The sequence below is a fragment of the Microbacterium sp. HJ5 genome, from assembly GCF_054824025.1.
Genome location: NZ_JSYE01000013.1, coordinates 128382 through 148928, shown reverse-complemented (window position 1 = coordinate 148928; position 20547 = coordinate 128382). Strand labels below are relative to the sequence as shown.

The window sequence follows — 20547 nt, the reverse complement described above, 5'->3', positions numbered from 1 at the left end:
GGCTGAGCGGCGTGACGACGTATGACCCGCCTCGCCCGTGGATCGCCAGCTACGCCGATGGGGTGCCCGACGACCTCGAGCCGGTGACCGGCTCGCTCATCGACATCGTCGAGGCGTCGGCGACGGACTACCCGGACGCCGTGGCGCTGCAGTTCTTCGGCCGCGAGACCTCCTACCGCTCGCTGAACGAGCAGATCGATCGCGCCGCCGCGGGACTGCGTGCGCAGGGGGTGCGCGCCGGCGACCCCGTGGCGATCGTGCTGCCGAACTGCCCTCAGCACATCGTCGCGTTCTACGCGATCCTGCGCCTGGGGGCGGTCGTCATCGAGCACAATCCGCTCTACACACCGCGCGAACTGCGCAAGCAGTTCGAGGACCACGGCGCGAAGCACGCCATCGTGTGGTCGAAGGTCGTGAAGACCGTCCAGGAGTTCCCCGCCGACCTCGAGGTCGCCTCGCTCATCACGGTGGACATCACGAAGGCGATGCCCTTCCCGACCCGTCTGGCCCTCCGTCTTCCGATCGCGAAGGCCCGCGAGGCGAGAACGGCGCTCACCGAGCGCGTGAGCGGCGCGATCGACTGGGAGGACATCGTCGGTACGCAGCCGCTCCCGGCCACGCATCCGAGGCCGTCGACCGACGATCTCGCCCTCATCCAGTACACGAGCGGCACCACGGGCACCCCGAAGGGCGCATCGCTCACGCATCGCAACCTGCTGTCGAACGCGGCGCAGGCGAAGGCCTGGGTGCCGTCGATCGTGCGCGGCGACGGGTGCGTCGTCTACGCGGTGCTGCCGATGTTCCACGCGTACGGACTGACGCTGTGCCTGACCTTCGCGATGTCGATGGGTGCGCGTCTGGTGCTCTTCCCCCGCTTCGACCCCGACATGGTCCTCGAGGTCACCAGAAAGCACCCCGCCACGTTCCTGCCTCTGGTGCCCCCGATCGCCGATCGACTGCTGAAGGCGGCCCGCGAGAAGGGCGTATCGCTCGCCGGGACCGCAGTGGCCATCTCCGGCGCGATGGCTCTCCCGCACGAGCTCGTGGTGCCGTTCGAGGCCGCGTCCGGCGGGTTCCTCGTGGAGGGCTACGGCTTGAGCGAGTGCTCGCCCGTGCTCATGGCCAATCCGGTGGCCGACAACCGCGTGCCCGGCACCGTCGGCCTGCCCCTGCCCGGCACGGAGTGCCGGGTCGTCGATCCGGACGACCCGACGCAGGACGTGCCGGAGGGCGAGCGCGGAGAGCTCGTGGTGCGGGGGCCTCAGGTGTTCGGGGGCTACTACGGCAAGCCGGAGGAGACCGAGGCAGTCTTCACCGACGGGTGGTTCCGCACCGGCGACATCGTGACGATCGACGAAGCGGGTTTCGTCCGCATCGTCGACCGCATCAAGGAGCTCATCATCACGGGCGGCTTCAACGTCGCGCCGACCGAGGTCGAGAGCGCGCTGCGCCAGCACCCCCAGGTGGAGGACGCGGCCGTGGTCGGCCTGCCGAGCGAGCACTCCGGCGAGGAGGTCGTCGCCGCGGTCGTCGTCGCACCGGGCGAGGAGATCGACGTCGAGGCGGTACGCGAGTTCGCACGCGGAATCCTCACCCCCTACAAAGTCCCCCGTCGGATCTTCGTGGTCGACGAGCTTCCGAAGTCTCTGATCGGCAAGGTGCTGCGCCGCCAGGTGCGCGATCGACTGCTCACGCTCACGACGGGTTCGTAGCACCGACCGCAACGGCACCGCCGCGCCGGTCACCACGCGCTGAAGGCGCCCGGCCGAGGCTGGATCCACACCGCGTTCGCGTAATCGTCGTCCCACGGGAAGTGGCCGTCGCGATCGTCGTACGTGAGCTGGAGCAGCTCGACCGAGTGGTCGTCGGGGCGCCGGTAGAACCGGTTCGCGGCGAAGGCGATCTCGCCCGGATTGGGCACCGTCTCGGGCGTGACCCGGTGACCCCAGCCCTCGAACTCGAGCAGCTCGCCGGGGATGATGTCCCGACCGCCGCGGACGCGATCGGACACGTCGTTGAGGAGGATGCCGGCCGTGCGGGCGTCGAGCCCGTAGACGAGCAGTTCCGGATGCCCCATGCCGAACAGCCCGATCGTGTAGGCGAAGGGAGTCTGCCGCCGCTTCATGTCGCCCATGACGTATTCGATGCTCGTGCCGTGGCTGCGGATGGTCTGCGCGGTGCGCTTGTCCTGCTGGTCGAGCCAGGCGATCGTGGCGGGGTCGGGCATCAGAGTCATCGCGGGTCCCTTCGTCGGATGTCTCGAGATTAGAACATATCTACGACATTCCCGCGGCGCGATTCCTCTGCTCCGGATCGGCGCCGTGCGCCGCTCGCCCTCCGTCGACGGGCACGACCACCCCGGTCACGAACGACGCCGCCTCGGACAGCAGGAAGACGACGACCTCTGCCGCCTCCGACGCCTCCCCCACGCGCCCGAGCGGGTGCAGCGCCGAGATCGCGTCCTCGAAGCGGGTCCGTTCAGCCTCCGGCAGCTCGGCCAGGTGAACGTCGTACCTCGCTGTGCGGATCGATCCCAGAGCCACGGCGTTCGCGCGGATGCCGTCCGGCCCGTAGTCGACGGCGAGAGAGCGCGTGAGGCCTTCCGATGCGGCCTTCGCGGTGGCGTACGCGAGACTCCCCCGCACGGATCGGGACGCCTGGTGCGAGCTCACGGTGACGATCGCGCCGCGTGTGGCGAACCGGAGGTACTCCCGGATCGCCGCCTCGGACCCCACCAGCGCCGGCGTCAGGTTCGCCCCGATCGCGGCGCCGACCTCCGCGGCGCCGGCACCATCCAGCCAGAGATCGCCGAAGACGGCGGCGTTGTTCACCCACCCGGTCAGTCGCCCGAGCCTGCGAGCGGCGACCAGCGCAGACTCCGCGACCTCGGGGCTGCCGGCATCGCCGATCACCTCGGCGAACACCTCGGAGGCGCCTCGGCCGGTGGATCGTCGATCCAGGGCGACGACGGCCTCGCCGCGGGCGAGCAGCCCATCGACGATCGCCGAGCCCACCCCGCCGGCCGCACCGGTCACGACCGACACGCGCCCCGAGGACATCAGATCGTCCAGCCCCGCCGCGCGACCGCTACCGCATACGGATGGAGGGTCGCCGCGAAGACGCCCGCGGCGACGGCGGGGTCGGCGTCCATCACCGCGCGCGCCGCCGCGTCGTCGGGCGCTTCGAAGATGGTGATGCCGAACGTGCCCGCCTGTTCTTGCGTGCGCCCCGCGAGGATCAGCACGCCACGATCGCGCAGCTCGGTCAGATAGCCGAAATGCTCTGCCACGATCCGCTGCTCGGCCTCGGTGGGCGAGCCCACCATGTCGGCGCGCACCGGGACGACGCGATACAGCCACTGAGCCACGGCGCGCTCACCCCTCGTCGGGGGCGGGATCGAGCGCACCCGGTCCCTCGGTCACCAGAACATGGAACTGGGCGGCGTCGAGGATCCGCACCCCGAGCTCTTCGGCCTTGGCGAGCTTCGATCCCGCGCCGGGCCCGGCCGCGACGAAGTCGGTCTTCTTCGAGACGCTGCTCGCCGCCTTGCCGCCCGCCCTCATGATCGCCTCCTGCGCGCCTTCGCGCGAGTAGCCTTCCAGGCTGCCCGTCGCGACGACGGTCACGCCGTCGAGCACGCCGCCCTGCTCGACGGCGGCGCCCGGCCCGGGGTGACCGGGGGTCGCGAGCTGCGCACCCGCGCGGGCCCAGCTGTCGACGATGTCCTGGTGCCAGTCCACGGCGAACCACTCGTCCAGCGAATCCGCGATGATCCCGCCGACGCCCTCGACGGCGGCCAGTTCGTCGCGGGACGCCGAGCGGATGGCCTCCACCGATCCGAACCACTGGGCGAGGGCGCGCGCGGCGACCGGCCCGACGTGGCGGATGTTGAGCGCGACGAGGAACCGCCACAGATCCTTCGTCTTGGCTCGCTCGAGCTGATCGATCAGCGTGAGCGCCTGCGCGGACGGCTGAGGAGCCGTGATCCCCGCCTTCCTCTCGGCCGCGCTCGCATTGCGCCGGAACGGAGCGCGCCGCACGGGGTCGCCCGTCTTCTCGTCGACCCGCGGCTCACCCGTCTCGGCGTCGCGGACGACCACCTCGATGGGCACGAGCTGGTCGAGTGTGAGGTCGAACAGCTTCGCCTCGGTGTCGAGCGGAGGCTGCTCGGGCAGAGAGGGCTGCGTGAGCGCTGCGGCGGTGACCTCGCCGAGCGCTTCGATGTCGAGCGCGCCACGCGAGCCGATGTGCTCGACACGGCCGCGGACCTGCGCGGGGCACGCCTTCGTGTTGGGGCATCTCAGGTCGATGTCGCCCTCTTTCGCGGGCGCGAGAGGCGACCCGCACTCGGGGCAGTCCGCCGGCATCACGAACTCGCGCTCGCTGCCGTCGCGCAGCTCGACCACGGGTCCGAGGATCTCGGGGATGACGTCGCCCGCCTTCCGCAGCACCACCGTGTCGCCGATCAGCACGCCCTTGGCGCGCACGACGTCCTGATTGTGAAGCGTCGCCTGCCGCACCACCGATCCCGCCACGCGCGCCGGGGCCATCACCGCGAACGGCGTGGCCCGACCGGTACGCCCGACGGACACGACGATGTCGAGCAGCTTCGTGTTGACCTGCTCGGGCGGGTACTTGTAGGCGATCGCCCATCGCGGTGCGCGGCTGGTCGCTCCGAGTTCGTCGTGGAGTGCCAGCTCGTCGACCTTGACCACGACGCCGTCGATCTCGTGCTCCACATCGTGCCGGTGCTCGCCGTAGTGGGCCACGAAGCCGAGCACGCCCTCGACGTCGTCGTACGTGCGGAAGTAGGGGCTCGTCGGGAGGCCCCACTCGGCGAGGAGCGCGTAGGTCTCGCTCTGCGAATCGACCGGTGGGCGGCTCCATGCGCCGATGCCGTGAACGAAGAGCCTCAGCGAGTCGAGGCGGGCCTGGCCGGCCTCGCGCTCGAGCCCGTCCTTCTTGTCGAGCTGCTGGCGCAGCCCGCCCGACGCGGCGTTGCGCGGATTCGCGAACGACGGGAAGCGCCGCTCGGCGCTGACCCGCGCCCTGGCCTCGTCGAACGCTCGGCTGCGCGCCCGCGTCTCGGCGACCGCGCGGTCGCGCATGTCGGCCTGAAGGGCGTTGAGCTGCTCGAAGGCCGCCACCGGGATGAACACCTCGCCGCGCACCTCGACCAGGTCGGGATGCCCGGTGCCTGCCAGACGCTGCGGGATGCCCGCGACCCGGACGGCGTTGACCGTCACGTCTTCGCCGGTGCGGCCGTCGCCGCGCGTCGCGGCCGACGTGAGGACCCCGCGCTCGTAGCGGAGACTGATCGCGAGACCGTCGATCTTGAGCTCGGTGAGCCAGCGGACCGACCGCCCTGCGCCCGCCTCGGCCTTGCGGCACCAGTCGCTCAGCTCGTCGAGGCTGAAGACGTTGTCGAGGCTGAGCATGCGCTCGGCATGCTCGACGGGGGCGAACATGGAGCTCTCGGCGGCACCGACCGTCTGCGTCGGCGAGTCCTGGCCCTGAAGCTCGGGGTGCAGGCGCTCCAGCTCTTCGAGGCGATGCATCCACCCGTCGTACGTCGCGTCGTCGACGATCTCCGCGTTGCGGCCGTAGTACGCATCGCGCGCATCGAGGATGCGGTCGGTGAGCTGCTGCGCCTCGGTGCGGGAGGCTTCGAGACCGGCGTCTCGGGGCAGGGCGTTCGCCGCATCGAGCGGCGCGGAGGCTGGCGTACCGAGGTCGTCCGTCACTCCGCCAGTCTAGGAGCGGCCTGCGACAGCGCCAGGGCGCCCGCGGCTGCCGAGTCGGCGGGGCGCGGCATCCGCTCGACGACCCCGGGACCGGGACCTACGCCTCGACGGGGACCGCCGACACGGTGCGATCGATCGTGAACTGCCCGATGACGCGTGTGCCGTCGTACAGCACCGCGGTCTGTCCGGGCGCGACACCGTCGAAGGGCGCCTCCGGCACGACCGTGACGCGCCCGTCGGCCAAGGTCGCCCGCGCGGGCACCGGCTCGGCGTGCGCGCGGATCTGCACGTCGCAGTCGAACTCCCCCGCCGCCTGCGGGCGACCCGCCCACGAGTGCCGCTCCCCCGAGATCTCAGCGGTCGCGAGCGCCTCCTTCGGCCCGACGACCACCGTGTTCGACACCGGCCGGACCTCGAGCACGAACCGCGGCCTGCCGTCGGGTGCGGGGACACCGAGCGAGAGTCCGCGTCGCTGCCCCACGGTGAAAGCATGCGCACCCTCGTGCGTGCCGACGACCGCGCCGGCGCGATCGACGATGTCGCCCTGCGCCGTGCCCACCTTCTCCGCCAGCCAGCCGCGCGTGTCGCCATCGGGGATGAAGCAGATGTCGTGGCTGTCGGGCTTGTGCGCGACCGTGAGGCCACGGGCCTCGGCCTCGGCGCGCACGACCGCCTTCGACGGCGTCGATCCGAGGGGGAAGTACGTGTGCGCGAGCTGCTCCGCCGTGAGCACCCCGAGCACGTAGGACTGGTCCTTCGCAGCGTCCGACGCGCGGTGCAGCTCGAGGCCCTCGGCCGTGTCGACGAGCGTGGCGTAGTGGCCGGTGCACACCGCGTCGAAGCCGAGCTCGATCGCCCGCTCGAGCAGCGCCGCGAACTTGATCTTCTCGTTGCAGCGCATGCACGGGTTCGGGGTGCGCCCGGCGCGGTACTCGGCCACGAAGTCGTCGATGACGTCGTCGCGGAAGCGCTCCGAGAAGTCCCACACGTAGAACGGGATGCCCAGGAGATCGGCCGCGCGGCGCGCGTCCATGGCGTCCTCGATCGTGCAGCAGCCGCGACTGCCGGTGCGCAGCGTGCCTCCGGCACGCGACAGCGCGAGGTGCACGCCGACGACGTCGTGGCCCGCTTCGACGGCACGCGCGGCCGCGACGGCGGAGTCGACGCCACCGCTCATGGCCGCAAGGATCCGCATGGGTCCAGTCTACGAGCGGCTGCCTGTGGACGCCCCGGACGCCGCCCGTGCGCGCTCCACCGCACCGGGGATCACCTCCAGGGCACGCACGACGTCGGCCACGGCGGTCGTGCGGCCGAGGCTGAATCGCAGCACCTGACGGGCCTCGGCATCGGTGCGCCCCAGCGCCTGCACGACGTGCGAGGGCTCCGGGATGCCCGCCTGGCACGCCGAGCCGGTCGACACGGCCACACCCGCCTGGTCGAGCAGGAACAGCAGGGTCTCGCCCGGCGCGCCGGGGAAGAGGACGTGCGCGTTGCCCGGCAGCCGATCGACGGGGTGGCCCAGCAGCTCGGCGCGCGGCACCGTAGACAGGATGCCCCGCACCAGCGTCTCCCGCAGCCCTGAGAGGCGCGCGGCTTCGGCCTCGCGCTCGGACTCCGCCAGCTCGGCGGCGACGGCGAACGCGGCGGCGCCGGCGACATCCTGGGTGCCTGCCCGCAGGCCCCGCTGCTGCCCACCGCCGTGCACGAGCGGCACAAGCCGCGCGTGCCGCGACACCACGAGGGCACCGACGCCCGCAGGACCGCCGACCTTGTGCGCCGAGAGGCTCATCGCGCGCAGCCCGGCGTGGCCCGGGGCATCCGCTCGCCACGACCGGAACGACACCGGGACGTGGCCGAAGGCCGCGACGGCATCGAGGTGCAGGGGCACTCCCGCGTCTCCTGCGGCGGTCGCCATCCCGACGACGTCATTGACCGTCCCGACCTCGTTGTTCGCCACCAGTGCGGTGGCCAGCGCGGCGCCCGGAAGGCGCTCGGCGAAGGCATCCGCACTGATCGCTCCGACGGCATCGAGCGGCACATGACGCAGGGTCGCCCGCTCGGCGGTGCGCAGCCACTCGACGGCGTCGAGCGTCGCGTGGTGCTCTCCGTCCGGCAGCACGACCGCGTCGGTGCCGGCGTCTCGCGCCCACCACAGGCCCTTGAGGGCGAGGTTCACCGCCTCGGTGCCGCCCGACGTGAACACGATCTCGATCGCATCGCAGCCGATGACCGCGGCGAGGCGTTCGCGCGACTCCTCGAGCAGCCTGCGCGCCGATTGCCCGTAGCCGTGGATCGACGACGCGTTGCCGACCGCATCGGCCGCGCGCACCCACGCGTCGCGCGCCTCCGGGCGCAGCGGAGTGGTCGCCGCATGATCGAGGTAGACCTGCATGCCTCTCGCTCTCCGTCGCCGATCGGGCGTCGCGACTGCGTTCCACGTGGCCGGACACCGGGTTCCGTAACGTGCCCGACGCACGCCCTTACTACTGTAGGTCGCATGCCTCGCCACCTGTCCGCTTCGCCGACCCTGTCGGCGGGGCTGCTCAGCCCGGATCTCGACGACCTGGGCGTGACGCTCGGACCCGACGGCGGCACGCTGCGCGTGTGGTCGGGTGCCGCCGACGCCATGGACCTCGTGGTGTTCGACGACACCGACCTGGACTGGGCCACCGACACCCTCCCGCTCGACCACGTCGGGGGCGGCGTGTGGCAGATCACCACCCATCTGCTGCGGCCCGGCACACGTTACGCGGTGCGCGTCGACGGCCCGCACGGACCGGGCAACACCTTCAACCGCGGCACGCTGCTCCTCGAGCCGTACTCGCGCGGCCTCGACCGCGGCGGATACGACGACTGGCGGTCGGTCGTCGTCGACGGCTCGTTCGACTGGGGCGGCGTGCCCAAGCCCGCCGTGCCGATGGACCGCACGGTGCTCTACGAAGGACACCTCAAGGGCCTGTCGAAGCGGCATCCGGGTGTGCCGCCGGCACTGCACGGCACGTTCGCCGGACTCGCGCACCCCGCGATGGTCGAGCACTTCCTGTCGCTCGGTGTGACGAGCATCGAGCTGCTCCCGGTGCACGCCTTTGCGACCGAGCCGCGTCTTCTGCAGCACGGGCTGTCGAACTACTGGGGCTACAACACCCTCAACTTCTTCACCCCGCATGCTCCGTACGCCACCGAGCATGCGCGCCGCGAGGGTCCCGAGGCCGTCCTGCGCGAGTTCAAGGGCATGGTGCGCCTGCTCCACGAGGCGGGTCTCGAGGTCATCCTCGACGTCGTCTACAACCACACCGCCGAAGAGGGCATCGGCGGTCCGCGCTCGAGCCTGCGCGGCATCGACAACCGCGCGTACTACCGCCAGCAGGACGACGGCGCGTACATCGACGTCACCGGCTGCGGCAATTCCGTGAACACGGCGACGGATGCCGCTGCCCGCCTGATCCTCGATTCGCTGCGCTACTGGGCGAACGACGTGCAGGTCGACGGGTTCCGCTTCGACCTCGCCGCCACGCTCGGCCGCGACGGCGCCCACCACTTCACGCCCGAGCATCCGCTCCTCCGCGCGATCATCGACGACCCCGCGCTCGCCGACGTCAAGAAGATCTCCGAGCCGTGGGACGTCGGCATGGGCGGGTGGCAGACCGGCAACTTCGGCGAGGGCTGGAGCGAGTGGAACGACCGCTACCGCGACCGTGTGCGCAACTTCTGGCTGAGCGACGTCGACTACGCCCGGCGGGCGTCGACGGCTCCGGTCGGGATCGGCGGGTTCGCGACGCGGCTCGCCGGATCGGCGAACACCTTCTCGTCGGAGCGCGGTCCTCTCGCGAGCGTCAACTTCGTCACGGCCCACGACGGCTTCACGCTGCGTGATCTCGTGTCGTACGACGTCAAGCACAACCACGGCAACGGCGAGCAGAACCGCGACGGCGCCGACACGAACCGGTCCTTCAACCACGGCGCCGAGGGCCCCACCGACGATGCGTCGATCCTCGCCACACGGCGCAAGGCGATGCGCAACCTGCTCGGCACCCTGCTGCTGTCCGCCGGAGTCCCCATGCTCACCGCGGGCGACGAGTTCGGACGCACGCAGCGCGGCAACAACAACGCGTACTGCCACGACTCGGCGCTCACATGGCTGTCGTGGGAGCACGCGCCGTGGCAGAAGGATCTCCACGCCCACGTGCGGCGGCTGACCGCCCTCCGCCGCGAGAACCCGGCGCTGCGCCCCATCCGGTTCGCGCGGCTCGGCGAGCACACGCCTTCGGCGTCGGTCATGGAGTGGTTCGACGAGCACGGCGAGACGATGTCCGGCGAGCGATGGACGAACCCGTCCCATCGCACCCTGCAGTACGTCGCGGCCTCCACTCCCGAGCTCGAGGAGTTCAACCGGATCTTGCTCATCGTGCACGGCACCGAGAGCGCCACGCGGGTGACGCTGCCCGAGATCGAGGGCGTGACGCGCTACGTGCCGCTGTGGTCGAGCGACGACGAGCAGCCGCAGGACGACGGCGAGGCGCGTGCCCCCGGCGACGCGGTCGACGTGCCGGGCACCTCGATGCACCTCTTCCGCGCGGAGTGATCCTGCGACGGATCCACGCGCCGCGCAACCTCCTATCGACCCGTCGGCACGGCCGGTAGGTTCGAGACGTGGCATCGTCGAAGCGACCGAACCCCGATCGTCCGTGGCGGAGCGCGTCTGCGCTCCCCCTCCGCCCCGCCCGTGAGCACGAGTCGCCGTACGCGACGCTGACGGGCAGGATCCCGCTCACGAAGCCCTCACCGGCCATCCCCGGCGAGCCCTACCGGCCCAAGGCGTTCAACGGCGAGGCGGTCCCCTTCGCCGTCACGTCGTTCCGAGAGGGCCACGACCGCATCGGCGTGCACCTGCGCCTGCACTCGCCGTCCGGCGACGAGTCCCTGCACCGCGTCACGCCCCTCGAGAACGGGCTCGACCGGTGGACGACCTCCGTCGCGCTTCTCGAGGACGGTCTGTGGACCTTCCGGTTCGAGGCGTTCGGCGACGACTTCCTCACGTGGCAGCACGCCGCCGACGTCAAGATCGCGGCGGGCGTCGACATCGACCTCATGCGGGAGATGGGGGCCCTTCTGCTCGAGGGGGCCGCCGCGGAGAAGGACCGTTCCGCGGCCGAACGCAGGACGCTCATCGGAGCGGCGGCGACCCTGCGCGACGCGCGGGTCGGCACAGAGGGCGCGCTCGCCGTGGTGCGCGATCCGGCCCTCGCCGGGTTCTTCGCCGACCGCCCCGTGATGTCGATCGCGTCGACGGGACCGATGCTCGAGCTGCTCGTCGAGCGCGAGCGGGCCGGCGTCGGCGCCTGGTACGAGTTCTTCCCCCGCTCCGAGGGCGCCAAGCGGTTCAAGGACGGCCGGGTCAAGGCCGGCAACCTCCGCACCGCCCGCGCCCGCATCCCCGCGGTGCGCGACATGGGCTTCGATGTGCTCTACGTTCCGCCGGTCCACCCGATCGGCACCACGAACCGCAAAGGGCGCAACAACACGCTGACGGCCGAGCCGGGCGATCCGGGCTCGCCGTACGGCATCGGATCCCCCGACGGCGGGCACGACGCCGTCAGCCCCGAACTCGGCTCGATGGCGGACTTCCGCGCCTTCGTGCGCGCCGCCGCCGAGAACGGGCTCGAGGTGGCACTCGACCTGGCGCTCAACGCCTCACCCGACCACCCATGGGTCGTCGATCACCCGGAGTGGTTCGTCACCCTCCCCGACGGCTCGATCGCGTACGCCGAGAACCCGCCGAAGAAGTACCAGGACATCTACCCGGTCTACTTCGACAACGACCCCGCGGGCGTGTACGCGGAAGTCCTCCGGGTCGTCCGGCACTGGATCGCGCAGGGCGTCACGATCTTCCGCGTCGACAACCCCCATACCAAGCCGCTCGAGTTCTGGGAGTGGCTCATCGCCACCGTGAACGCCGAGCGACCCGACATCGTCTTCCTGGCCGAGGCGTTCTCGCGCCCCGAGGTCATGCAGACGCTCGCCAAAGCGGGATTCCAGCAGTCGTACTCGTACTACACCTGGCGGAACACCAAGGCGGAGCTCGAGGAGTTCTTCACGTCGATCTCGACCGAGACCGCGGACTTCATGCGTCCCAACCTGTTCGTGAACACCCACGACATCCTCACCGAATACCTGCAGTTCGGAGGGCGCGCGGCGTACGCCATCCGGGCGGCACTCGCTGCGACCGCGGCCCCGACGTGGGGTGTGTACGCCGGCTACGAGCTCTTCGAGAACGTCGCACGACCCGGCTCCGAGGAGAACATCGACAACGAGAAGTACGAGATCAAGGTGCGCGACTGGACCGGCGCGGAGGCGCGCGGCGACTCGCTCGCGCCGTGGCTGCGACGGCTCAACGAGATCCGGCGCGATCATCCCGCGCTCCGTCAGCTGCGCAACCTCACGATCCACTGGAGCGACGACGACGCGATCCTCGTCTACGCGAAGCACCTTCCGGCGGCGCTATCGCCGACAGGGCGGGCCGACACGATCATCGTCGTCGCGAACACCGACCCGCATTCGGTGCGGCAGACGATGGTGCATCTCGACACCGAGGTGTGGGGTGTCGCCGCGGGCGATCCGTTCGAGGTCGAGGACCTCGTGACCGGCGCACGCTGGACGTGGTCGGATCACAACTTCGTCCGCCTCGACGCCTTCACGGATCCCGTCCACATCCTGCACGTGAAGGAGACCCGATGACCCCCGACGACCAGGTTCTCGACACTGTGGGCACCGGTTCGTTCCACGATCCGCACAGCGTGCTCGGCATCCATCCCGACGATGACGGCCAGGGCGGTACGGAGTGGATCGTGCGTGCGCGGCGACCTCTCGCCCGCAGCGTCACCGCGGTGTTCGTGGACGGCACCCGCGTGCCGCTCGAGCACGTGCGAGCCGGCGTCTGGGAAGGCGCCCGATCAGGGCCCCTCCGCGCCTATCAGCTGGTGACGGCGTACGAGGGCGCGCCCGACTACGTCGCCGACGACCCCTACCGCTTCCCGCCCACGATCGGCGAACTCGACCTGCATCTCATCGGCGAGGGCCGGCACGAGGAGCTGTGGCGCGTGCTCGGCGCGCACGTGCGCGAGGTGGACGGGACGATGGGCACGGCCTTCACGGTGTGGGCGCCCAACGCCCGAGCCGCTCGGGTCGTGGGCTCGTTCAACGACTGGGACGGTCAGGGCCACTCCATGCGCTCCATGGGCGGCAGCGGCGTGTGGGAGCTGTTCGTGCCCGGCCTGGCGGCCGGGACCGCGTACAAGTTCGAACTGCTCGGCCGCAACGGCACCTGGGTGCTGAAGGCCGACCCGATGGCCCGTTGGGCCGAGGTGCCTCCCGCCACGGCCTCCGTGGTCGTCGACTCCGCCTACCGCTGGGGCGATGACGACTGGATGACGCGCCGCGCGACGTCGACGCCGGTCTCGCAGCCGATGTCCGTTTACGAGCTGCACCTCGGGTCGTGGAGGCCGGGCCTGTCCTACCGCGACGCCGCTGACCAGATCATCGAGTACGTCGGAGGCCAGGGCTTCACCCACGTCGAGTTCCTCCCGCTCGCCGAGCACCCGTTCGGGGGGTCGTGGGGCTATCAGGTCACCGGGTACTACTCCCCCACCAGCAGGTTCGGTCACCCCGACGACCTCCGGTACCTGATCGACCGCCTGCACGGCGCCGGCATCGGCGTGATCATGGACTGGGTCCCTGGACACTTCCCGAAGGATGCCTTCGCCCTCGCCCGCTTCGACGGCGAGGCGCTGTACGAGCACCCCGACCCCCGCCGCGGCGAGCACCGCGACTGGGGGACCTACATCTTCGACTACGGGCGCAACGAGGTGCGCAACTTCCTCGTCGCCAATGCCCTCTACTGGTTCGAGGAGTTCCATGTCGACGGCCTGCGCGTCGACGCCGTCGCCTCCATGCTGTACCTCGACTACTCGCGCGAGGACGGCGAGTGGGTTCCCAACATCCACGGCGGGCGCGAGAACCTCGAGGCCATCCGCTTCCTGCAGGAGGTCAACGCGACGGCCTACAAGCGGTACCCCGGCATCGCCATGATCGCCGAGGAGTCCACGAGCTTCCCCGGTGTGACGGCGCCGACGAGCCAGGCCGGACTCGGCTTCGGCTTCAAGTGGAACATGGGCTGGATGAACGACTCACTCCAGTACATCAAGCGCGACCCGATGTACCGATCCCACCACGAAGGCGAGCTCTCGTTCTCCTTCGTGTACGCGTTCAGCGAGAACTATGTGCTGCCGATCAGCCACGACGAGGTCGTGCACGGCAAGGGCAGCCTGTTCGGACGCATGCCGGGCGACCACTGGCAGAAGCTTGCGAACATGCGGGCGTTCCTGGCGTACATGTGGGGGCATCCCGGCAAGCAGCTGCTGTTCATGGGGCAGGAGTTCGGCCAGCTCTCGGAGTGGTCGGAGGGCCGCTCGCTCGACTGGTGGCTGCTCGACCAGCCGTCGCACGCGCAGCTGCTGGACTACGTCGGCACTCTCAACCGGGTGTACCGCGAGCACTCGGCCCTCTGGGCGCGCGACAGCGACGGCGCCGCCTTCACCAGGCTCGGCGCCCCGCACTGGAACCCGAACGTCATCGCCTTCGCGCGTCGCGACTGGCACGGCAATGCCATCGCCGTGATCTGCAACTTCTCGGGTGTGCCGATCACGTCGTACGAGCTCGATCTCCCCGAACAGGGCGTCTGGCACGAGGTTCTGAACTCGGATGCCGCGGCCTATGGCGGCTCAGGGGTCGGCAACCTCGGCGTCGTCCACGCCGGCGAGGGCGGGCGAGCGCACATCGTGCTCCCGCCGCTGGGCGTGCTCTGGCTCCGCCACGACCCGGAGTCGCACATCCCGTCGCCCACGAAGGGCTGAGCGCGAACGCCGTCGGCTCAGGTCAGAACAGGAGCGAGGCGAGCTGACCACGTGCGCGGATGACGCGCGGGTCGGCGTCGCCGACGAGCGCGAACAGCTCGAGCAGGCGCTCTCGCACGGGTGTCCGCTCGTCGGCAGGCAGCTGCGCGAACAGCTCGAGGAGTCGGCCGAACGCGTCGTCGACGTGCCCGCCCGCCAGGTCGAGGTCGGCCACCGCGAACTGCGCGTCGACGTCGAGTGGCGCGGCAGCGGCCGCCGCCCGCGCCGCCTGGAGATCGGCTCCCTGCACACGATCCAGCAGTCGGACCTGGCCCAGGCCCGCGCGTGCGTCGGCATCGCGCGGGTTCTCGGCGAGGGCCTTCTCGTAGGCGGCGATGGCGCGGGGGTAGTCCCCCTCCTCGATCGCCGCGAAGGCCTCGGCGTGCAGCGGAGGGAGCGGAGGCTCGACGGCCTCAGCGGGCTCGGCCGCGGCATCCGCTTCCACGCTCACCGTGCCGGTCACGCCGTTCTGCGCCGCGAGCTGCAGCAGCTGGGCGAAGACCTCGCGCACCTGCTGCTCGGGAACCGCCCCGGTGAACATCGGCACGGGCTGGCCGGCGACGAGCGCCACGACCATCGGGATGGACTGCGCCCGGAACGCCTGCGACAGCTGAGGGTTGGCGTCGACATCGACCTTGGCGAGCACGACGCGGCCGCCGAGCTCGGTGACGACGCGCTCGAGCACCGGACTCAGCTGCTTGCACGGCCCGCACCACTCGGCCCACAGGTCGACCACGACGGGAACCGTGCGCGAGAGCTCGAGGATCTGGCCGAACGTGTCGTCGGTCACGTCCATCACGAGCGACGGCACCGCACCCGCCGCCGCACCGGGCGGCGGGGTCTCTCCCGCCTGCGGGGCGGCCGGGCGGTTGCGGAGCGCCGAGAGATCCACGGCGCCGCGCAGAGCGGCGCCCGGGGCGGGATCGGTCACTTGATCACCTTCGCGTCGAGGATGTCGGAGGAGTACCCGAGGAACTGGATCTTCTCAGTCGACCCCTGAGTGGGGACATAGAAGAATACCTGGTCCGAGAAGGTCGTCAGGAAGCCCGTCGCGCTCTGCTCCGCGCCCGCCAGCGCTTTCACGGTGGAATTGTTGGGGAGCTTGATCACGGCCGCCTTGTCGGTCGGCTTCACCGTGTCGGTCTCGTTGACGTTGACCGCGACGATGGCGCCGCTCTCGACGGTCGCGAGCGCGAACGGAGCGTATTTTCCCGGGGATGCCGCGAACGTCATGGTTCCCGTCTTCTTCGCGGCGGTCACGTTGAACTCGTCGAGGCGGCTCTGGCGGTCGGCGGCGACGACCTCGCGGAACGCGTCGCTCTCGGCGTCGAACATGTCGAAGAACTCGCTCTCCTCGCCCTTGTTGAGGATGTCGGCGTACGCGGCGGCGATGTCCTGCGGCGGCATCACGAGGAAGGGCGAATCGGGCGCGGGCTGCACCGCGCCGATGTACTCGGGGGCGAGGTCGGGTATGGCGGTGGAGGCGGCGAGGCTCGCGACATACGACAGCTTGTAGGGCGACCAGGCGTCCTGCTGCGTGAGGAACATGATGCTCGACGTCTTGGTCTCCTGGTCGTCGACCACGGCCATCACCGAGCGGGGCCACGAGTCGTTGGCCTGCGGCAGCACGATCTCGAGCGGCTTCGTGAGGATCGCCTTCGGCGCGGCGTGATCGGCGATCGCACCGCGCAGCGTGTAGTTCGTCGAGCGGGCGGCGAGAGCGGCGCCGTCCAGGCGCGTGGCGGCGAGCTGCTCGTCCATCGTCTCGTCGGCCTCGGCGACGGTGGCGGCGATGCGGGTGAGGATGCGCTCCGCCTGCGGCTTGGTCACCGCGGGCGCCTGCTGTCCCTCGGGGACGATCACCGTCTCGGTCGGCGTGGGGGTGGCCGAAGGCCCGAGCTCGGGCCACGCGTCGGCGGAGCAGCCGCTGAAGAGGAGCGCCGACACGGCGACGACGGGCAGCACGGCGAACGCGCGGCGGCCGCTCGTCACGGCGCGGCGCGTCGGGGCGCCGGAGCTGATGACGCCCTTGTCCGCGCCCTCGACCGCGAGGTCGATCGGCTCGGTGACGGGCAGCGGAAGACCCTTGCGGCGCGGCCCGCGCGAACGGCGGACGTGACGGATGCCGAGGATGTACAGGAACACGCCGACCGCCATGATGATGCCGCCGCCGACGATGAGCGGGCCGGCCCACGGGGTCGCGTTGGGGATCGGCCACGAGACCGAGATGTTGTCCGGGGCGGGCGCCGTGCCGTCGGCTGCGACGAGGACGCTCATGTTGGAGGGGAGCTGAAGGGGCGCGATGAGGATGTCGCTCTGCTGGTACTCGTCGAGCCACAGATCCGAGCCGATCGGGCTGCGGGCCGGGGTCTCGTCCTCGGTCTCATCTTCGGGCGCGGTCGCGGACTCGCCTTCCGGAGTGGTCTCGCCGTCGGCCGCCGGGGCCTCCGTCTCGGGCTCGACCAGCTCGGTGACGATCTCGCCCTGGTCGTCGAGCGTCGCGATGTTGAACGGGGTGTCGGCGAGCCATGCCTTCATGTCGGCGGTGCGGCCGTAGGCGGCGAAGATGTCGCCCTCGCCCTGCGCGCGGAGAGTCTGCGCACCCGGGATCTCATTCAGCACCGCGCCGTCGATCAGCAGGTACGGTGCTTCCTCCTCCACCGCGATGGCCGCGATGTCGGTGTCGGGTCCTTGGAAGATCGTCCGCTGCGCGATGCCCGCACCGATCATCAGGGCGGCGAGGACGAACGCCGCGACAGCCCACACGAAACGCACGAAGAACACCTTTCACAGGTCCGCCAGGACGGCATGGACCCTCGATCCGACATTTCAGACTAGCGAAGTTGACCTGAAAGCCGCCCGGGAGGGCGCGTCCGCCGGGCTGGGCGTCACCTATGCGTAGGCTGACGGAACGAGGATCGGCGAACGTGCCGGCCCCGTGGGGAGGGCCGCATGAAGGTGCACAATCCGTTCCGGGTCGCGTTCGTCGCGACGCTCGGCGTCGGGCTCGGCCTCGTGCTCATCGGCAGCATCCAGACGCTGTCGACGATCCTGCTGTACGTCGGCACGGCGCTGTTCCTCTCGCTGGGCCTCGACCCCATCGTGGCGTGGCTGGAGCGTCGCAAACTCCCGCGCTGGGCGGCCGTGCTCATCACGATCCTCGGCGTGCTGGGGGTGTTCGCGGGCATCCTCCTCATGATCGTGCCGATCATCGTCGGGCAGATCTCGCAGCTCGTGTCCGACATCCAGGACCTCGTCGAGCAGGACGACTGGAACCCTGTCGGCGAGATCAAGCAGTGGATGACCGACGCCTTCCCCAACCTGAACGTCGACGACGTCTTCATGTACCTCGAGGACTGGTTCAACTCCATCGACGTGGGCGCCGTCGGCGAGCAGATCGGCGGCGGCATCATCGCCGTGGGCGGCGCCGTCCTCGCCGGGCTCGCCGGCGCCTTCATCGTGCTGATCCTCACGATCTACTTCACCGCATCGACCCCGAACCTGAAGCGCGCCGTCTACCAGCTCGTGCCGGCCTCGAAGCGCGCGCGTTTCATCGACCTCGGGGAGCAGATCACCGACTCCGTCGGCTATTACGTCATCGGCCAGCTCAGCCTGGGTGTGATCAACGGCGTGCTCAGCGCGATCTTCCTGTCGATCATCAACGCGCCCTTCCCCGCGGTCCTCGCCGTGATCGCCTTCTTCTTCTCGCTCATCCCCCTCGTCGGAACCCTGACCGGCTCGACGATCATCGTGCTGTTCTGCCTCGGGCTCGGCTCACCGACCACCGCGCTCATCGCGGCGATCTACTACCTGATCTACATGCAGATCGAGGCGTACGTGCTGTCGCCGCGCATCATGGGACGCGCCGTCTCCGTGCCGGGCGCCGTCGTCGTGATCGCGGCGCTCGCCGGCGGCGCGCTGCTCGGACTGCTGGGCGCTCTCGTCGCCATCCCCGTGGCCGCCAGCATCCTGATCATCTACCGGCAGGTCGTCATCCCCCGCCAGAACGAGAGATGAGCGGATGCCGCGTCCGGCCGGTCAGGCGTCGGGGACGACCTCGCCGTCCCACTCGCTCGGAAGCGGCAGCGCATCGGGATTGACCGCGGCGACGATCTCCGTGAGGACGCGGCGCGTCTGATTCTCACCGACCCACAGATGCTTACCCCCTTCGACGGGGATGAGCACGGCATGCGGGATGCTCGCGAACCGCTCGGTCGCGGCATCCGGCCTGAGATAGTCGTCGAACTCGGGGATCAGCACGATCACGCGGCGCTCGTCGCCCGACCACGCCGCGACTTCGTCGTCGGTCGCGCGGTGCAGGGGCGGCGAGAGCAGGATCGCGCCCTCCACCTCGTGGTCGCGTCCGTACTTGAGGGCGATCTCCGTGCCGAACGACCAGCCCAGGAGCCACGGTCGCGGAAGACCGCGCTCGCGCACGAAGTCCATCGCGGCGGCGAGATCGAAGGCTTCGTCGCGTCCTCCGTCGAACGTGCCCTCGCTCGTGCCGCGAGGAGACGTGGTCCCGCGCGTGTTGAAGCGCAGGACGGCGATGTCGGCGAGGGCGGGCAGCCGGCCCGCCGCCTTGCGGAGGATGTGCGAGTCCATGAACCCGCCCGCCGTGGGCAGCGGATGCAGGGTCACCAGGGTCGCGACCGGGTCGGTGCCCTCCGGAAGCGCGAGCTCGCCGACGAGGGTGAGACCGTCGATCGTCTCGAGCTCGATGTCCTCCCGGCGCGCCGGAAGCAGCATCGGTCCGCGGATCTCCATGTGCGCTGATCCTCCCCTCGGGCCGTCAGGCCAGTTTCCAGCAATGCGGATGCCAGTGCCGGCGTGCAGCGAGATCGGCCTGGTCGCCGAGCACCCCGTCGGCGCGCCAGGCCACCACGTGGGCGACGCCCGCGTCGATCGGGCGGCCGCACCCCGGGCAGACATAGCTCTTGACGGCCTGCGCGCCCGACACGGGCTGCACCGTCCACTCGACGCCGCGACGGACCTCGGTTCGTTTCCATCCGGCGAGCAGACGCTCGAACGAGTCGTCGCCGCCCGGATCCGGACGACGGCGGTTCGACCGCGGCATCGGCGTCAGTACCAGCCGACGCTCTGCGAGTGGCCCCACGCGCCGCAAGGCGTGCCGTAGCGACCGCCGATGTAGCCGAGGCCCCACGAGATCTGCGTCGCGGGATTCGTCTCCCAGTCGGCGCCGGCGCTGCCCATCTTGCTGCCGGGGAGCGCCTGGGGGATGCCATAGGCGCCGCTGGAGGCGTTGTAGGCGTTGACGCGCCACCCCGACTCCTTGTTCCACAGCGCCACGAGGCAGGAGAATTCGCCGTCGCCCCAGCCGCGTGCCTTGACCATGTCGTAGGCGATCGCCTGGGCGGTGCCGGGGTCGGGCGTGACGAAAGGAGGAGCCCAGTTCGAGGAAGAGGACGATGCCGACTCGACCACCACGGGCTTTGGCTTCGGCTTCGGCTTCGGCTTGACGTAGACGGAGTAGCCGCCGCGGTCCAGTGCCGGGGTCTCTTCCGCCTCTGCCGACGCGTCGGCCTCCCGCGTCTGAACGTCGCCGATGGAGTTCGCGTAGAGCGAGACCTGGACGGCCTCCTCGGCGTTGGCATCCGACAGCGCCATGCCTGTGGGGCCTACGTACGCGGCGACGAAGCCCACCGCGGCGAAGGCGGCGAAGACCCCGAGGACCCCCCGACGGCGGGACCAGCGCGGCTTCGGGGCGGCGGCGCGCGGAGGCGCGGAGATCCGTGAATCCGCGAGGGTCGACACGTTCTGGCGATGGGAGCGCCGGCTCGGGATCAGCTCGTTTCCGGAAGTCACAGTGTCCCGAGTCTAGCGACCACCGTGCG

16 protein-coding genes are annotated in these 20547 nt (G+C 70.5%); 5 read left to right on the top strand and 11 right to left on the bottom strand.

Translation table 11 applies throughout. From position 1 onward, the window contains the following. Window positions 1-11 precede the first annotated feature (11 nt). Window positions 12-1712: a long-chain-fatty-acid--CoA ligase gene (locus OB08_RS07140; RefSeq protein ID WP_461473573.1), complete on the top strand. Its 1701-nt coding sequence runs from the start codon at window positions 12-14 to the stop codon at window positions 1710-1712. Between the two features lie 29 nt (window positions 1713-1741). Here OB08_RS07140 and OB08_RS07135 read toward each other — a convergent pair whose 3' ends face one another. The 6 genes from OB08_RS07135 to OB08_RS07110 all read right to left on the bottom strand — a co-directional run bounded on the left by OB08_RS07135 (window position 1742) and on the right by OB08_RS07110 (window position 8136). Then, complete coding sequence (locus OB08_RS07135; RefSeq protein WP_461473571.1) at window positions 1742-2236, bottom strand: DUF4262 domain-containing protein; 495 nt, start codon at window positions 2234-2236, stop codon at window positions 1742-1744. 40 nt (window positions 2237-2276) lie between these two features. Further along, entirely contained in the window at window positions 2277-3059 is a 783-nt protein-coding gene (locus OB08_RS07130) for an SDR family NAD(P)-dependent oxidoreductase (protein ID WP_461473569.1), read from the bottom strand. After that, window positions 3059-3367: a YciI family protein gene (locus OB08_RS07125; RefSeq protein ID WP_461473567.1), complete on the bottom strand. Its 309-nt coding sequence runs from the start codon at window positions 3365-3367 to the stop codon at window positions 3059-3061. Before OB08_RS07125 ends, OB08_RS07130 begins: the two co-directional genes overlap by 1 nt. A gap of 7 nt (window positions 3368-3374) precedes the next feature. After that, window positions 3375-5558 carry an NAD-dependent DNA ligase LigA gene (gene ligA, locus OB08_RS07120; RefSeq protein ID WP_461473844.1) on the bottom strand — a complete coding sequence of 728 codons (2184 nt, stop codon included), beginning with the start codon at window positions 5556-5558 and terminating at the stop codon, window positions 3375-3377. Window positions 5559-5841: 283 nt separating this feature from the next. Next, the gene (gene mnmA, locus OB08_RS07115; RefSeq protein ID WP_461473565.1) at window positions 5842-6939 is read right to left on the bottom strand and encodes a tRNA 2-thiouridine(34) synthase MnmA; all 1098 of its coding nucleotides are present in this window, start codon (window positions 6937-6939) and stop codon (window positions 5842-5844) included. 9 nt (window positions 6940-6948) lie between these two features. Continuing rightward, complete coding sequence (locus OB08_RS07110; protein WP_461473563.1) at window positions 6949-8136, bottom strand: cysteine desulfurase family protein; 1188 nt, start codon at window positions 8134-8136, stop codon at window positions 6949-6951. A gap of 105 nt (window positions 8137-8241) precedes the next feature. Between OB08_RS07110 and glgX the strand changes: the two genes are divergently transcribed. The 3 genes from glgX (at window position 8242) to glgB (ending at window position 14653) form a co-directional block, all read left to right on the top strand. Then, a complete protein-coding gene (gene glgX, locus OB08_RS07105; protein ID WP_461473561.1) occupies window positions 8242-10326 on the top strand; it encodes a glycogen debranching protein GlgX in 2085 nt (694 codons plus the stop codon). Between the two features lie 68 nt (window positions 10327-10394). Further along, entirely contained in the window at window positions 10395-12479 is a 2085-nt protein-coding gene (locus OB08_RS07100; RefSeq protein WP_461473559.1) for a maltotransferase domain-containing protein, read from the top strand. Continuing rightward, on the top strand, window positions 12476-14653 hold the full coding sequence (glgB, locus tag OB08_RS07095; protein WP_461473557.1) for a 1,4-alpha-glucan branching protein GlgB: 2178 nt from the start codon (window positions 12476-12478) through the stop codon (window positions 14651-14653). The genes OB08_RS07100 and glgB overlap by 4 nt, the downstream gene beginning before the upstream one ends. Before the next feature lie 22 nt (window positions 14654-14675). Here glgB and OB08_RS07090 read toward each other — a convergent pair whose 3' ends face one another. Then, window positions 14676-15623, bottom strand: a complete 948-nt coding sequence (locus OB08_RS07090; RefSeq protein ID WP_461473555.1) for a tetratricopeptide repeat protein — start codon at window positions 15621-15623, stop codon at window positions 14676-14678. Then, window positions 15620-17467 carry a glycosyl transferase gene (locus OB08_RS07085; RefSeq protein ID WP_461473553.1) on the bottom strand — a complete coding sequence of 616 codons (1848 nt, stop codon included), beginning with the start codon at window positions 17465-17467 and terminating at the stop codon, window positions 15620-15622. Before OB08_RS07085 ends, OB08_RS07090 begins: the two co-directional genes overlap by 4 nt. Before the next feature lie 177 nt (window positions 17468-17644). Between OB08_RS07085 and OB08_RS07080 the strand changes: the two genes are divergently transcribed. After that, a complete protein-coding gene (locus OB08_RS07080; protein WP_461473551.1) occupies window positions 17645-18709 on the top strand; it encodes an AI-2E family transporter in 1065 nt (354 codons plus the stop codon). A gap of 21 nt (window positions 18710-18730) precedes the next feature. Here the strand turns inward: OB08_RS07080 and OB08_RS07075 are convergent, their stop codons facing one another. Genes OB08_RS07075 through OB08_RS07065 form a run of 3 tightly spaced genes read right to left on the bottom strand, consistent with a single transcriptional unit; the run spans window position 18731 to window position 20518 of the window. Continuing rightward, entirely contained in the window at window positions 18731-19459 is a 729-nt protein-coding gene (locus OB08_RS07075; protein WP_461473549.1) for an alpha/beta hydrolase, read from the bottom strand. A 25-nt stretch (window positions 19460-19484) separates the two neighbouring features. Then, window positions 19485-19769: a hypothetical protein gene (locus tag OB08_RS07070; RefSeq protein ID WP_461473547.1), complete on the bottom strand. Its 285-nt coding sequence runs from the start codon at window positions 19767-19769 to the stop codon at window positions 19485-19487. Between the two features lie 5 nt (window positions 19770-19774). After that, complete coding sequence (locus OB08_RS07065) at window positions 19775-20518, bottom strand: aggregation-promoting factor C-terminal-like domain-containing protein (protein ID WP_461473545.1); 744 nt, start codon at window positions 20516-20518, stop codon at window positions 19775-19777. Between the last annotated feature and the right edge of the window lie 29 nt (window positions 20519-20547).

What these genes read in the sequence shown, in the direction of transcription:
- ligA (WP_461473844.1), bottom strand. Translation starts at nt 5,558, where the DNA reads ATGCATCGCCTCGAAGAGCTGGAGCGCCTGCACCCCGAGCTTCAGGGC.
- OB08_RS07110 (WP_461473563.1), bottom strand. Translation starts at nt 8,136, where the DNA reads ATGCAGGTCTACCTCGATCATGCGGCGACCACTCCGCTGCGCCCGGAG.
- OB08_RS07130 (WP_461473569.1), bottom strand. Translation starts at nt 3,059, where the DNA reads ATGTCCTCGGGGCGCGTGTCGGTCGTGACCGGTGCGGCCGGCGGGGTG.
- glgB (WP_461473557.1), top strand. Translation starts at nt 12,476, where the DNA reads ATGACCCCCGACGACCAGGTTCTCGACACTGTGGGCACCGGTTCGTTC.
- OB08_RS07070 (WP_461473547.1), bottom strand. Translation starts at nt 19,769, where the DNA reads ATGCCGCGGTCGAACCGCCGTCGTCCGGATCCGGGCGGCGACGACTCG.
- OB08_RS07075 (WP_461473549.1), bottom strand. Translation starts at nt 19,459, where the DNA reads ATGGAGATCCGCGGACCGATGCTGCTTCCGGCGCGCCGGGAGGACATC.
- mnmA (WP_461473565.1), bottom strand. Translation starts at nt 6,939, where the DNA reads ATGCGGATCCTTGCGGCCATGAGCGGTGGCGTCGACTCCGCCGTCGCG.
- OB08_RS07080 (WP_461473551.1), top strand. Translation starts at nt 17,645, where the DNA reads ATGAAGGTGCACAATCCGTTCCGGGTCGCGTTCGTCGCGACGCTCGGC.
- OB08_RS07135 (WP_461473571.1), bottom strand. Translation starts at nt 2,236, where the DNA reads ATGACTCTGATGCCCGACCCCGCCACGATCGCCTGGCTCGACCAGCAG.
- glgX (WP_461473561.1), top strand. Translation starts at nt 8,242, where the DNA reads ATGCCTCGCCACCTGTCCGCTTCGCCGACCCTGTCGGCGGGGCTGCTC.